At 57.6% G+C, this 14,305-nt stretch carries 13 protein-coding genes; 8 read left to right on the forward strand and 5 right to left on the reverse strand.

The features are described 5' to 3' along the window. Positions 1 to 8 precede the first annotated feature (8 nt). Positions 9 to 1,058, forward strand: a complete 1,050-nt coding sequence (locus tag CKW30_RS26355; RefSeq protein WP_095182392.1) for an acyltransferase family protein — start codon at positions 9 to 11, stop codon at positions 1,056 to 1,058. A gap of 112 nt (positions 1,059 to 1,170) precedes the next feature. After that, positions 1,171 to 2,301, forward strand: coding sequence for a GDSL-type esterase/lipase family protein (locus CKW30_RS26360; protein ID WP_095182394.1), 1,131 nt, complete (start codon positions 1,171 to 1,173; stop codon positions 2,299 to 2,301). A 99-nt stretch (positions 2,302 to 2,400) separates the two neighbouring features. Here CKW30_RS26360 and CKW30_RS26365 read toward each other — a convergent pair whose 3' ends face one another. Both CKW30_RS26365 and galU read right to left on the reverse strand, forming a co-directional pair. Then, a complete protein-coding gene (locus tag CKW30_RS26365; RefSeq protein WP_016770593.1) occupies positions 2,401 to 2,814 on the reverse strand; it encodes a mannose-1-phosphate guanylyltransferase in 414 nt (137 codons plus the stop codon). Between the two features lie 32 nt (positions 2,815 to 2,846). Beyond that, positions 2,847 to 3,680, reverse strand: a complete 834-nt coding sequence (gene galU / locus CKW30_RS26370) for a UTP--glucose-1-phosphate uridylyltransferase GalU (RefSeq protein ID WP_024013613.1) — start codon at positions 3,678 to 3,680, stop codon at positions 2,847 to 2,849. Positions 3,681 to 4,067: 387 nt separating this feature from the next. Here galU and galE point away from each other — a divergent pair, with 387 nt between their 5' ends. From galE to CKW30_RS26400, 6 genes are all read left to right on the forward strand, one after another. Continuing rightward, the gene (galE, locus tag CKW30_RS26375) at positions 4,068 to 5,084 is read left to right on the forward strand and encodes a UDP-glucose 4-epimerase GalE (RefSeq protein WP_076563642.1); all 1,017 of its coding nucleotides are present in this window, start codon (positions 4,068 to 4,070) and stop codon (positions 5,082 to 5,084) included. A gap of 230 nt (positions 5,085 to 5,314) precedes the next feature. After that, complete coding sequence (locus CKW30_RS26380; protein WP_016775457.1) at positions 5,315 to 5,551, forward strand: hypothetical protein; 237 nt, start codon at positions 5,315 to 5,317, stop codon at positions 5,549 to 5,551. Between the two features lie 145 nt (positions 5,552 to 5,696). Further along, the gene (locus tag CKW30_RS26385; RefSeq protein WP_042609067.1) at positions 5,697 to 6,758 is read left to right on the forward strand and encodes a polysaccharide biosynthesis/export family protein; all 1,062 of its coding nucleotides are present in this window, start codon (positions 5,697 to 5,699) and stop codon (positions 6,756 to 6,758) included. A 12-nt stretch (positions 6,759 to 6,770) separates the two neighbouring features. Continuing rightward, the gene (locus tag CKW30_RS26390; protein WP_024013610.1) at positions 6,771 to 7,436 is read left to right on the forward strand and encodes a YjbF family lipoprotein; all 666 of its coding nucleotides are present in this window, start codon (positions 6,771 to 6,773) and stop codon (positions 7,434 to 7,436) included. Further along, complete coding sequence (locus CKW30_RS26395; RefSeq protein ID WP_095182396.1) at positions 7,433 to 8,194, forward strand: capsule biosynthesis GfcC family protein; 762 nt, start codon at positions 7,433 to 7,435, stop codon at positions 8,192 to 8,194. Before CKW30_RS26390 ends, CKW30_RS26395 begins: the two co-directional genes overlap by 4 nt. Next, positions 8,191 to 10,269, forward strand: coding sequence for a YjbH domain-containing protein (locus tag CKW30_RS26400; protein WP_095182399.1), 2,079 nt, complete (start codon positions 8,191 to 8,193; stop codon positions 10,267 to 10,269). Before CKW30_RS26395 ends, CKW30_RS26400 begins: the two co-directional genes overlap by 4 nt. 323 nt (positions 10,270 to 10,592) lie before the next feature. Here the strand turns inward: CKW30_RS26400 and CKW30_RS26405 are convergent, their stop codons facing one another. From CKW30_RS26405 to CKW30_RS26415, 3 genes are all read right to left on the reverse strand, one after another. Next, complete coding sequence (locus CKW30_RS26405; protein ID WP_095182401.1) at positions 10,593 to 11,987, reverse strand: undecaprenyl-phosphate glucose phosphotransferase; 1,395 nt, start codon at positions 11,985 to 11,987, stop codon at positions 10,593 to 10,595. A 390-nt stretch (positions 11,988 to 12,377) separates the two neighbouring features. After that, positions 12,378 to 13,037, reverse strand: a complete 660-nt coding sequence (locus tag CKW30_RS26410; protein ID WP_016775451.1) for a helix-turn-helix domain-containing protein — start codon at positions 13,035 to 13,037, stop codon at positions 12,378 to 12,380. Between the two features lie 277 nt (positions 13,038 to 13,314). Then, on the reverse strand, positions 13,315 to 14,055 hold the full coding sequence (locus tag CKW30_RS26415) for a winged helix-turn-helix domain-containing protein (protein ID WP_095182403.1): 741 nt from the start codon (positions 14,053 to 14,055) through the stop codon (positions 13,315 to 13,317). Positions 14,056 to 14,305: the final 250 nt, after the last annotated feature.

The following is a 14,305-nucleotide window of genomic DNA, read 5'->3' on the forward strand; positions in this document are numbered from 1 at the left end:
GGTGCTCTATGTCGAGCAAGAAAAAATCCCTGGAGATCGAAACCCTGCGCGGCCTGGCGTGCCTGCTGCTGGTGCTCTATCACGTCATCGGCCCGCTGGGCGGCGGCTTGAAGATCGACATCGGCTCGCCGTTCCGGGTCATCGCCGACTCGATGGTGTACGTGCGCATGCCGCTGTTCACCTTTATCTCCGGCTACATCTATTCGATCTACAAGATTCGCGGCAATGACTTTCCCGCGTTCTTTGCCGGCAAAGTGCGGCGGCTGATCGTGCCGCTGTTCTGCGTCGGCGTGCCGTTCTCGGTGCTGCAAGCGGTGGGTCCGGGGGTGAACAAGGACGTCGGCGTGATCGACGCGTTGTTGTCGTTCTGGGTACCGATCAACCACTTCTGGTTCCTGCAGGCGGTGTTCAGCATTTTCATCTTCGTCGGCTTGCTGGAATGGCGTGGCCTGCTGCGTTCAGCAACGCGGCTGTATGGCTTGTTTGCGTTTGCTGCGGTGTTGTTCCTGCTGCCGCCGTTGCCGCTGGATGCGTTCGGTATCAACGGTGCAATTTACCTGCTGCCGTTTTTTGTTGCAGGGATGATCGGTCAGGAAAATGTCGATGTTTTGAAGCAGCGTTTCAAAGTGATCGGGCCGCTGTTGTTTGTGCTGATCTCGCTGACGTTGCTGTACGTCGCGGCGATTGATCGTGAGCTGATTGTCGATCGCCGCAGCCTGATTGGTTTGACGGTGGGTTGCGTGTCTTGCATTGCGTTGCTGTCGAGTGACATGCGTTCGAAAGCGCTGACCTGGCTCGGTGGATATTCCTATGCGATTTTCCTTTTTCATGTTTTGTTCGCGGCGACCTCGCGGTTTGTCCTCGGGCGCCTCGGCGTGAAGGATGAGAGCTTGCTGGTGCTCGGTGGTCTGAGTTGTGGATTGCTCGGGCCGGTGCTGTTGGCGATGGTGTTCAGTCGGTTCAATTTCACCTCGGTGTTGTTCCTTGGAGAGCGGGCGGCGAAGCGGAAACCGTTGGCGCCCATCACCCCGGTGGTACAGACGCAATCCTCCCTGTAGGAGCTGACGAGTGAAACGAGGCTGCTCCTACAGTGGATTCGTGCAAGTCACACCATCCTTGTGGGAGCGAGCCTGCTCGCGAAGGGTTCATCCCGGCCAAAGGAAATATTCAATGATGCCAGTAGACGCCCCTCAAACAGTCGCCACCTCGGCCATCACGGTAGACGATGCCCGCCAGCGCTTTGCGCAGTGGCGCGACGGCAAGACCGGCAAGGTGCTGGCGGTTTCGGTGATCGGCGACAGCTACACCGCCGGGCAGGATTTCTACCTGAACAAACTGGTGCAGCGAGTGGCCGCTGAGGTGGGTTTTGCCGGCCCCGGTTACGTCGGTTTCAACCACGGCGCGGCGCTGGGCGGCACGCATTTCAAATACACCCGCAGCAGCGACAAATACTTCGGCGGCGGCTGGAAGGTTTCCGACCTGGGCCAGGCCAGCCCGGACAGTCGCACGATCAGCGGCAAGCCGGGTGCCTGGGTGCAAGTCGATGCCAGCCCTTCGCCGCGCATCGATACCACGGTCACTCAGGCGAAACTGTTGTATCTGGGCAACGGCGAATCCGATGAGTTGCGCTATCGCTGGTCGCCCGCGCAGGCCTGGCAACCGTTGAAACTCGCAGGCTCAGGCGTTCAGGAAGTCGCGCTAGCGGGCGTTCCATCAGCCGCAGACTGGTCATTCAGACTGGAAGTGGTGAAGGGCGCGCCGACGCTGTTCGGCCTGTGCCTGGGCAACGCTCAGCAGGGCGTGCGGGTGTCGAAACTGGCGGCCTCCGGCGCGGCATCGGCGGATTTCTATCACGCCGATCCGCAGTGGCAGACGCAATGGAAAGCTGTGGTGTCGAAGATTCCGGCCGACGTGTACCTGATCATGCTCGGCGGCAACGATCAGGGCTTCGGCGTCAAACCTGCGCAGTACCTGCAGAACGTTCAGGGCCTGGTGAGCATGCTGCGCGAGATCCAGCCAGCGGCGAGCATCAACCTGATCATGCGTCAGGACACTACGCGCTCCAGCGCTTATCCGATGTCGGCCTACGCGCAGGTGCTCGAACCGTGGGCGCGTGAGCAGCAGCTCGGTTTTGCCAACCTGCAATGCGCGTTCGGCCCCGACGTCAAACGCTACGCCAGCGCGATGATCGGCCCGGACAAGATTCATCCGTTGCCGGCCACAGGCGGGAAGGTGATTGCCGATTATTTTTATGGCTGGATAACTGGTACGAGTACCGGTTGCGACGACTCGCCACCATGATCGTTCCCACGCGGAGCGTGGGAACGATCAATGCTGACTGTGCCGCCGCTTTCGCGAGCAGGCTCGCTCCCACAATGGATCGGCATGACGCCCGGGTGATCAGGCGTCGTGCTTGAAGGCGTCGATGAGCCCCAGCAGTTCGTCAAGCTTGCGCGGCATCAACCGCGCATCACAACGGGTTTCAACATTAATGATGATCGCCGGGTCGTTGCAGCAGATGCGCACGCGAAAGCGCCAGTCGCTGAAGATCACTTTCAGGCCATCGCGGTCATCCATTTCCAGCGCCTGTTCGCCATACAACGCCTTCAGATGCGCGAGTAGCGGATAGGGATCACGCAGCGGCCGGCGAATATCGCCGGACGCAGGAAACACGCCGATCCGCTCCACCAGCAGAATCGTGCCCAGCCAGGTTTCGTTGGCGCTGGGCAGCGGTTGATGGCGCGACAACCAGCTCATCACCCCGAGGTTGCCCACCTCACGTTCAATCTCTGTCGAATGTTGTGCAATGTTCATGGTTGCCTGCCTGTGGGGAGAGAAAAGCCGTCTCAGCGGCCCTTGAGGTACACGTTGTCGTAGCAGAAATTGGTCGCCTGCAAGTAACCCTCGGCATCGCCGCAATCGAAGCGCAGGCCTTTGAATTTGTAGGCCAGCACGCAGCCGTTCTGCGCCTGTTTCATCAGTGCGTCGGTGATCTGGATTTCGCCGCCCTTGCCCGGTTCAGTGTCGGCAATCAGGTCGAAGATGTCCGGGGTGAGGATGTAGCGCCCGATGATCGCCAGGTTCGACGGCGCGTCCTGCGGCGCCGGTTTTTCCACCATGTTGTTGACCCGGTAGATGCCCTCGGAAATCAGCTCACCGGCAATCACGCCGTACTTGTGAGTCTGGTCGGCCGGGACTTCCTGAATGGCGACGATCGAGCAGCGAAACTTCTTGTACAGCTGGATCATCTGCGACAGCACGCCGTCGCCTTCGAGGTTCAGGCACAGGTCGTCGGCCAGCACCACGGCAAACGGCTCGTCGCCGATCAATGGGCGACCGCTTAGAATGGCGTGGCCCAGGCCTTTCATTTCCACCTGACGGGTGTAGGAGAAGGTGCAGGTGTCGATCAGCTCGCGGGTGCCGGCGAGGAATTTCTCTTTCTCGGTGCCACGAATCTGGTGCTCGAGTTCGTAGCTGATGTCGAAGTGGTCTTCCAGCGCGCGCTTGCCCCGGCCGGTGACGATGGCCATGTGTTGCAGGCCGGCGTCCCGTGCTTCTTCAACGGCGTATTCGATCAACGGCTTGTTGACGATCGGCAGCATCTCTTTCGGCATGGCTTTGGTCGCCGGCAAGAAACGCGTGCCGTAGCCGGCAGCGGGGAACAAACATTTACGAATCATAAAAGTATCCTGGACAGTCATGGAACACAGGCGACGGTTGCGCACCAGAAAGTGGCGGCAAGTTTCAATGATTATTGAAGGCTTACTTTAATACCCGAGTCAGGTTGTTGCTGGCAATTAGTTGCGCTGTTAAAAAGCGCTAATGTTATGAGATGTCGACTACTTGGTTATTAGTTATTTTTAGTCGGTATCTGTCGATAGTGATAAGTGTCCAGTGAGTGCTAATAAGTACCTGTCAAACAGTTTGACCGGCAAAAATAATTATTGCCAGTGGTTGAACTAAATTTGTTTGAGGTTGTTGTCGCCTTGTTTGTGTGAATTGCTCCGCATATCCACCAGGCATGGCTTGACACGCTACCGGGTATTTATTCAATGACGGACCGCGCTATGAAGATTCTGGTAACGGGTGGTGCCGGCTATATCGGCTCGCATACCACACTTGCATTGCTTGAAGCAGGTTATGAAGTTGTCGTTCTGGATAATCTTTGTAACAGCAGCGATGCAGCACTCCACGCCGTTGAGGCCATTTGCGGCAAAAGTGCATGGATGATTCGCGGCGATGTCTGCGATCGCGCGTTGCTGGATCGTATTTTCCGCGAACATCAGATCGACGCCGTGCTGCATTTCGCCGGGCTCAAAGCCGTGGGCGAAAGTGTGCGTAAACCGCTCGAATACTACGAAACCAACGTCGGCGGCAGCATCACCCTGTGTCAGGCGATGGCAGCGGCGGGGGTGTTCCGGCTGGTGTTCAGTTCCTCGGCAACGGTGTACGGCGAGCCCGAAGAGATGCCGATTCGCGAGGATTTTCCGACGGGCAATCCGACCAATCCCTACGGCCAGTCCAAGCTGATCGTCGAGAACGTGCTGCGCGACCTGAGCCTCGCCGAGCCGCGCTGGAGCATCGCCCTGCTGCGCTATTTCAACCCGATCGGCGCCCACGCCAGCGGGCACATGGGCGAAGACCCCAACGGCATCCCGAACAATCTGGTGCCGTATATCAGCCAGGTCGCAGTCGGCAGCCTGCGCGAGCTGTCGATCTTCGGTAACGATTACCCGACCGCCGATGGCACCGGCGTGCGCGATTACATTCATGTCGTCGATCTGGCGGATGGGCATTTGAAAGCGTTGCAGTCGATCAGCGAGCGCACCGGCATTCACACCTGGAACCTCGGCACCGGCGATGGCTACAGCGTGCTGCAAGTGCTGCATGCCTTCGAACAGGCCTGCGGGCGGCCGGTGCCGTACCGGATGATGCCGCGTCGCGCCGGTGATATTGCCGAGAGTTTTGCCGATGCTTCGAAAGCGGCGAAAGAGCTCGGCTGGAAAGCCACGCGCAACTTGCAGGACATGGTTGCCGACACTTGGCGCTGGCAATCGAATCATCCCAATGGTTATTCGCGATGATGGCCATTTAGTCCGATGTTAGTTTCAGTCAGGTTGTTAGATAACGTCGGGAAATTACACTGGCAATGCCTTTTGCAAGTCCGTAGATATAAACCTGCCGTTCGACTTTAGCAGTTGCACAGGACTGTGAAAGAACAACGGATCTTGTTCGCGCTCTTTGCGGACTTGAAAGCTACCAGCTCTGACACAGATCTGTTTTTTAACAGTTCGAATGTTAGAAAGGAGTTGTTATGAAAAAAGTGATGGCAGTTGCCCTGTTGACGATGTTGAGCAACTGGGCTGCCGCCGCTGAAGCGCCGTTGACAGCGGTAACCAATGTAGGTGGCAGTGTGGCGGCTTCGCAAGCGCCCGCGGCCAGTACTGCAATGGTTGCCAGTGCTGTAGCGGCGTCCAACAGCGGTGGCAGTGCCAACGGCGGTACCACCGGTACGACGGGTACCACCGGTACAACCGGCACGCATAACTAACAGGAACATTTGTTAGTGCAGTACAGAGTCGCCCGACGCAAGTCGGGTGACTTTGTTTTTTGGATTCGCCCTTGAATAGCGTAGTGCCATTATGACTCGTAGTGTTTATTTTTTAATGTTGGCAAGTCTCGCTTTGCAAGGTTGCATGTTTTCCCCCGGCCAGTACCTGAGCACCAGCGATATCACCCGCCAGGGTGCCAGCGAAAGCAGTCGGGTCGAGCTGATTCCGATCACCCCGAAGCTGATCGCCATGAACCGCGCCACGCAGAAGCGTGAGTCGCTGCCGGCGGAGCTGCTGGTGACGCCGGCGGAATATCGCATCGGCAACAATGACGTGCTGTACATCACCGTCTGGGATCACCCGGAGCTGACTGCCCCCTCCGGCGCGCAACAACAGATTGATGCCAACGGCCGACTGGTGCGCTCCGATGGCACGCTGTATTACCCGTTCATCAAGGAAGTCCAGGCCGCCGGCCGGACCATCCAGCAACTGCGCGCGGACATCGAACAACGCCTGTCGGCATTCATCGCCGAGCCGCAGGTCGACGTTGCAGTATTGCGCTTTGCCAGTCAGAAAGTCGTGGTCACCGGCGCCGTCACGAAGGCCGGCCCGCAAGCGATTTCGACCAATCCGCTGAGCGTGGTCGAGGCCCTCGGTTCCGCTGGCATCGACACCAATAACGCCGACTTGTCGGGCCTGCTGCTGACGCGCAACGGGCGGGTGTATCCGCTCAATCTCGACTCGCTCAATCAGCAGGATTCCGAACTGCAGAACGTCTACCTCAAGGGCGGCGATCAGCTGTATCTGCCGTACAACGACAACAAGCGCATCTACGTCATGGGCGAGGTCAACCAGCCGCGCGCGCTGAGCTTCAAGACCGCGACCATGAATCTTTCCGACGTGCTCGGTTCGGTCGGTGGCCTGAGTCAGACCAGCTCCAACGGCAACGCGGTCTATGTCATTCGCGGTGTGGAAAACCTCGACGTCGAGCCGGCGAAGATCTATCAGCTCGAAGCCGAATCACCGACCGCCATGGCGCTGGCTTCGCACTTCCAGGTGCGGCCACAGGATGTGGTCTACGTCGGCCCGGCCAACGTCACTCGCTGGAACCGTTTCATCAGCCAGTTGGTGCCGTCGGCGTCGATTGTCGGCACCGGGGCTTCGGCAGCGAAGAACTGGAGCGAATACAGCAACAACAGCAAATAAGGCCGCCCGACTGTGAACCTATTGAAAGTGGGCGTCTGCCTGATGGCGGCCTCGTTGCTGTGCGGCTGTAACCCGCTGATGAGCGCATCGCTGAACAACCTCAAGGCCGCCGTCGTCGGCCCCGACGAGGTTGATGTGACAGCGGCCGAAGTCGCTGGGGTCAACTACCCGCAACTGAAACTGACCACGCCATCCGGCTCAGGCGTGCTGGCGCTGGTGCGCGAGCGCGAAGACCTGCAATTCTGGGTCGCCTCCGGCAAGCAGGTGTTGCTGCTGCGCGATGGCCTCGCCGTGCGCAGTATCGGCCTCGGTCTGCAAGGCGACCTGGATGGCACGCGGCTGGCCGATGACTCGCCGTTCAAGCACGGTCTGCATCACGTCGCCGACGGTTTCACCACACGGCGCTGGATTGATCTGTACAAGGGCCAGGAAGTCGGCGTGATCGTCAACAGCCGCTTTTCCCGCCGTTCCACCGAGACCCTGGAGATTCTCGACAAGGCTTACTCGGTGCTGCGCGTCGATGAACAGATTGACGCGCCAGCCATCGGCCTCAGCGCGACCAACCGTTACTGGGTCGACCCGCGCGACGGTTTCATTCTGCAAAGCGAGCAACAACTGACCTCGCAATTGCGCGTCAAGCTGGTTCAGCTGACGCCTGATCGCAGGCATCTGCCGTGAAGCGCTCAAGCATTTTGGCTGCGGGTCTTTTGCTGATCGCAGGGGCGAGTCAGGCCGCCGTCACTGTGTCCGGCGACGTCGCCAATCCCGGTCCGATCGCATTGCCGCCGGGTGGACGCCTGTTCGATGTGATCAGCGAAGCAGTGCCCAATGCCGAAGGCTATTGGCTGGCGGGCGGATTGTTGCGCCAGTCGCTGGTCGAGGAACAGACACGGCTCAAGGTTGGTGTGCTGTTCGATCTCGAGGTGCTGCAGCGCATGGCGACCCTGTTTGATCGGCCAAGCCGCGCGGCACTGGCACAGCGCGTTGCTGAAGAAGTCCGGCAAATGCCAGTGACCGGACGGCAGATCGCTGACCTCGATCCGGTGGCGGTGGAAGTCGGCTTCGCCCGCAACATTCGCCTGGATGACGGCGATCGGCTGATCTATCCGAAACGGGTTGATGAAGTGCAAGTGTTGGGCGCGGTCACCGAGCCATGTCACTTGCCGTACCAGCCATTGCAGGAGGCCCGCGAGTATCTCGAAGGCTGCTCGATTCTCGACGATGCCGAGGCCGATTACCTGTGGCTGATCCAGCCCAACGGCGTGTCGCGGCGCGTCGGCATCGCGCACTGGAATCGCGAGTCCGGGCAGTTTCCGGTAGCCGGCAGCAGGATTCTGGTGCCGATAAAAAATGATGATCTAGATCCGCCTCTTCCTGAATTGAATCAGCAGTTGGCCGAATTCATTGCCACGCAGCTGGCCGAGGTGGTTCGTTGAAGTTACGTTTTGCAGCTGTGTTGTTATTGCCCTGCGGTCTGGCCCACGCCGAGCCGCGCATCACCCAGAATGACTTCGGAGGCACCGGTCTGTTGCAGACGCCGACGGCGCGCATGGCCCCGGCCGGCGAGCTGAGCGTCAACGCCAACCGCACCGACCCGTACAGCCGCTACAGCGTGTCGTTGCAGCCGCTGGACTGGCTAGAAGGTTCGTTTCGCTACACCGCGATCACCAACCGGCCCTACGGCTCGGAGGCCCTCAGCGGCAGCCAAAGCTACAAGGACAAGGCGGTCGACGCCAAGGTACGCCTGTGGCAGGAAAGCCACTGGGCGCCGGAAGTGGCGCTGGGCTTTCGAGATATCGGTGGTACCGGTTTGTTCTCCAGCGAATTCTTCGTCGCCAACAAGCGCTTCGACAATTTCGATTTCAGTGCTGGCATCGCCTGGGGCTACATCGGTAATCGCGGCGACTTCGACAACCCGCTGGGCTACGTCAGCAATCGCTTCGACACGCGCCCGGCGCTGGAAGGCACCGGCGACGTCAACTCCGGCGCGTACTTTCGTGGCAAGCCTTCACTGTTCGGTGGCGTGAGCTACCAGACGCCGTGGGATCGGCTGAGCCTGAAGCTGGAATTCGAAGGCAACGACTACAAGAACGAGCCGAAGGACAACGAGATCAAACAGGACTCGCCGATCAACCTTGGCGCGGTGTTCAAGGTGACCGATTCGATCGATCTGAGCGCTGCGTGGGAGCGGGGCAATACGGCGATGTTCGGCGTGACGTTTCACACCAATTTCGTCAGCCGCAAAGCGCCGGCCAAGACTTACGATCCGACTCCCGAACCGCTGCCGGCGAAGGCGCCGACGACCTCGATGGAACAGGTCAACTGGGCCGATGTGTCGCGGCGTTTGCAGCAGAACGCCGGGTACAAGGTCGAGCGCATCAGTCAGCGCGATTCCGAACTGATCGTCTACGGCGAGCAGCAGCGCTATTTCCATTCGTCCAAAGCCGTTGGCCGCGCGAGCCGGATTCTCGACAACAGCGTCAACAACGACATCGACTGGTTCACCGTGGTCAACAAGCGCTACGACTTGCCGCTGGAAGAAACCAGCCTGCCGCGCCAGACCTTCCGCGAAGTGATCAACAATGAAGAACCGTTGGAGTCGCTGCACCGCACTACCGAAATCAACCCGGCGATGCCGCACAACGAGAAAACCCTCTACACCGAAGCGCCGCAGCATTTCAGCTATGGCGTGGGTCTGGGCTTCAAGCAGAACGTCGGCGGCCCGGATGGTTTGCTCTATCAATTCAGTGCCGATGCGGACGCGGAATATCGCTTCAACCGCAACACTTGGTGGAGCGGTTTGCTCAGCGCCAACCTGGTCAACAACTTCGACAAATTCGTCTACGACGCGCCGAGCGGATTGCCCCGCGTGCGCACGGATTTGCGCCAGTACCTGACCACCTCAAACACGACCATGCCGTTGTTTCAGCTCAGCCATGCCGAGCAGTTGGATAAAGACCTGTACGGCATGGTGTACGGCGGCTATCTGGAATCGATGTTTGCCGGCGTCGGCGCGGAAGTGTTGTTCCGCCCGACCGGCGAGCGCTGGTCGCTGGGTGCGGATCTGAACTGGGTGCGCCAGCGTGATTTCGATCAGGGCTTTGCCTTGCGCGATTATTCGGTAGTGACCGGGCATATCACCGGCTATACCGACCTGCCGTTCGACACGCTGGCGGCGGTCAGTGTCGGTCGCTATCTGGCCGGTGATTGGGGCACGACCGTGGACATCTCGCGCGAGTTTTTCAACGGCGTACGCGTCGGTGCCTGGGCAACCATCACCACGGCCAGCAGCGCCGAATATGGCGAAGGTAGCTTCGACAAAGGCCTGTACCTGTCGATCCCGTTCGACGAGATGATGAGCATGTCGACCATGCGCCGCGCCAACCTGGTCTGGGCGCCACTGACTCGAGATGGCGGCGCCAGACTGAGCCGCAGCTATCAACTGCACTCGATGACGGATAGCCGGGAAGGGGACATGTTCTATCGCAACTTCGAGAAGATTACCGAGTAGGCGCTGGTCTGTGGGAGCGAGCCTGCTCGCGAATGGTCCGGCACATCCAATATCTCCAGTGCCTGACACACCGCTTTCGCGAGCAGGCTCGCTCCCACAGTTGATCGGCGTCACGCCACACATCCAGGTCATCACCCGAATCCCTGTGGGAGCGAGCCTGCTCGCGATAGCTTCGTGTCAGCCGACATCGTCATTGACTGACCCACCGCCATCGCGAGCAGGCTCACTCCTACAAGGTTTGTGCCGGTAGTCGATACTGGTTACCAAAATCCCGCCCACAAAAAAGGGGACTTTCGTCCCCTTGTGATCTGCAGCGCTGAACCTCAGTAAATATCCTTCGACAACAACGTAAACGGCGTCTTCACGAGGATCTTCAGATCCAGCCACAACGACCAGCTGTTGATGTACTGCAGGTCGATCTCGACACGCTTTTGCATCTTGTCGATGGTGTCGGTCTCACCCCGGCAGCCGCTGATCTGTGCCAGGCCAGTGATGCCCGGTTTGATTCGGTGACGCGCCATGTAAGCGAGGATCTTGCCCGAGTAGTAATTGTTGTGCGCCACCGCATGCGGCCGTGGCCCCACCAGCGCCATGTGCCCCTGCAACACGTTGAACAACTGCGGCAACTCATCCAGGGAAGTGCGGCGAATAAAACGGCCTACTGCGGTGATGCGCGAGTCATTACGGCTGGCCTGTTTCACTTCACGGTCATCGTGGACACGCATCGAGCGGAATTTCCAGACCTTGATCACCTTGCCGTTCCAGCCATGGCGGTCCTGCTTGAAAAACACCGGGCCGGGCGAGTTGATTTTCACCGCCAGAGCGATGATCAACAGCAGCGGACTGAGCGCGATGATCGCCAGGAATGCCACGGTTTTCTCCACCAGACTCTTGCTCAGGGCAGCGGTCGGGCGGCTGGTCAGCGGGCTTTCGTTCAGGTAAATCGCCGGCAGGCCGTCCACGACTTTCACCGAGTGGTTGAGCAGGGTCAGGCTGTTCAAGTCCGGCACCCACACCACATCGACGTTGGCGCCGAGCAAATCGACATACATCGCTTCGATTTTCGCGGCTTCGCACAGGGGCAGGGTGATGTACAAACGACGGATGTCGTGGGCCTCGATCAGCTCAAGCAACTCGTCCTGAGCACCAACGATACGCGGTGCATCGGAGCCGAGAGCGGGCTTGTCTCCGTTGCTGACCAGCCCGATCAGCGGCAGGTTTTCCAGTTGGCTGAGTTTTTTCGCCAGGCCCAACGCCAGTTCGCCGGTGCCGACAATCAGCGTCCGGTGTTCGCTTTTACGCGAACGCTGGTAGAACTTGGAAAACGCATGCAGCGGCGCGTAGAGGAACGCCTGACCGAGGAAGCCGTACACCGCCCAGCTGAGAATCACCTGACGGGAAAACAGCTCATCGGCCTGGCAGACAAACGCGATGCACGCCAGCGCGGCCATGGTCATCGACCAGCCCATGAACAAGCGGCCGAGGCCGGTCAGGTAGTTGTCGCGTTTGCGATAAACGCCGCTGAATGTGTAAGCCGGCACCGAAGCCAGGACGGCGAGGGTGGCGCACATTCGGTAGTAGAACGCGACGGTGCCGGTGTGCTGTTCAGCGAGAATGAACAGCAGCGTCACAACGAAAGCCTGTGCCAGCGCCCATTGGCCCCAAAAGGTCAGTCCCTTGAGGCCCGTGCTTCGATTAATACTGAGAGAAAGATCCATACGATATCCCCAAAAGACGTCCATTCAGGTTTCAACAGTTGAAAGCCGAGTTGTTATGCAGACTTATTGTTTTTGTTTTAGCGAGTGTCTTGAGGTAACAACATCGAGAGCCGAACTGTCGTCAGCCAATAGACTAAGTTATTGCCGGGAATGGTGTCTGACGAGTTCTAACAAGATGGCACAATGCCAACTTTTTAATAATTAAATAGATGGCTGTTAGAAAAGGTCGTAGAGCGGGGGATGAAAAGGCGAGGGGGTATTTGTTACTGTTGCAGGGTGGAGGCAGGGAAGCTTTTATTGAATCAGGGAGGGAAAACCAGACAGAGTGCTCTTCTTGTTGTTGTAGTCGCACTTTATATCTGTTTGTCTCGGTTTTAGTGGCGCCGGTGATTACGCTACGACTTCCTGGATCAGGCAATATCCGCGATTTCTTACGGCTCGGAACAATCGCTCGCCATTACTCGCACTCTTGAACTTGTCCTGCAATCGGCTCAGGCACATTTCCAGGCCACGGTATTGCTCGGGTTCCCGACCAATGCTGATGATCAGGTCATCACGACTGACCACGCGCTCTTCATGGCTCAGCATTTTCCTGACCAGAGCGGTTTCCAGGCCAGTCAGGCTGATCGCAACATTGTCCTTGAGCAACACGCCTTGTTCATCGTCGAGATGCCAAGTATCGCTGCAAGGTTCAGTGCTGTCGCTGACATTGGAGATATGAGCGCGTTCTGCACTGCGGGTCGGGAAGCTTTGAAACGGATTGTCTGTTTGCGCGGCTCGCCATTCATTTTCAAGAGTGGCCAGTATGCGTTGAGTATCATGTTCGATACTGCGCGCAACGTTCTTTCGACTTAGGCTCGGGTAACTGAACTCCATGACCATCGGGGCGGAAGAGGGCGAAGCAACACCTTCAACAAACATTTGTGCCTGCGACGTGCCAAACGAATTGAAACGCTCACTGGACAAGATGCTTTCCAGTTCACGTTGCGACGTTGTGCTGTGCGTCACAACAACAAAATATTTTCTGGGGAGGGTTGTACTCGTTTCCATGTCTCTCTCCTAAATACACACCAAAATTGGCTAAAAGATAAATCGGCAGGCGAGCAATGACTTCCTCGGAAGTAATCGTAGGCAGGGTTCTGGCCGAAAATGGCCATCGATAAATTCCACTCGATCTGCTGCTATGTTATGGAGTTTTATTGTTATGTGGCGTGATGCCGTGCTCATTCAAGTGCTTGAGTTTTAATAAGTATGAGGCGCAATTGAAACGATATGGCTGCATCAGACGATCCTTCGTACGTATGCAAAAGGGAAGACTGCCCGAGACTCAGGCAGTCGATATCAGGCCCCGCATCAGGCGATAGCCGTAGCCGCGGATGCTCTGAATCGCGTTTGTACCATACATGTCCTTGATTTTTCCACGCAAGCGACTGATTGATTTTTCCAGTGCCCGAGGATCGTAGAAATTGCTGTTGAGGCCCATGATGCTGGCGATTTCATCATGACTCAGAATGTGATTGCCGGTGTGCGCAAAGGCTTCGAGAATCTTCATTTCGGCGAAAGAGATATCCAGTTTGCGCCGACTGTCCATCAGGCAGATTCGCGTCGGATCAAGCGTGAGATTGATATCTCGTTGCCAGTCTTCGCTGTTGAAGAACTCCGCGAGCAAGTCTTCGCTGTCATCGCTCAATGTGTTGAGCTTGATACAGGCATCCGCCCCGGCGAGGAAATATTTGATCTTGTTGACGGCACCGCGGCCGGTGACAATTGCGCAAATAAGCGGCTTCAAGTTGTCATCGCGCAGGTTCTGCACCAGGGCCAGATTTTCTTCGATAGCTTGTGGATTATCGATGATGACGAAAATGGCGCGGTAGGAACCGATGTAACCGTGCTGCTTATATGAACTAGTGAAAGCACCTGTTTCCAGGGTCATATCGGGCTGCACGTGCTTTGCGATCAGCGATCTCAAATGATCAGCCACACCCAGTGTACGACCCAGAGCAAGAACACCGGATTCATCATTTGTCGGGCGCGGACTTCTCGTCGCCAAGTTCCCTGAGAGCATCATGCGTTGACTCGAATTAGGTGCTGACATCGGGATGTTAAAGCACCGGTTCTTATCTGTGACTGACAATTGGTAACATTTGCGCGGATTTTAGACGTGTCTCCCGAGATTTCTAATAATAACTAAGCTTTTCAGGCTTTTAGTTGATTTTCTCGGGCTTGTGAACTAATGGATAAGTGATGGCTATATGCAATGGTGCCACTATTTTGAGCTTATGGCGATGGCTTTGTCTATGTCCTTTTGCCACTGATTG

Origin of the sequence: Pseudomonas sp. Irchel 3F6, from assembly GCF_900187595.1 — a bacterium.
Classification (GTDB): Bacteria; Pseudomonadota; Gammaproteobacteria; order Pseudomonadales; family Pseudomonadaceae; genus Aquipseudomonas; species Aquipseudomonas siliginis.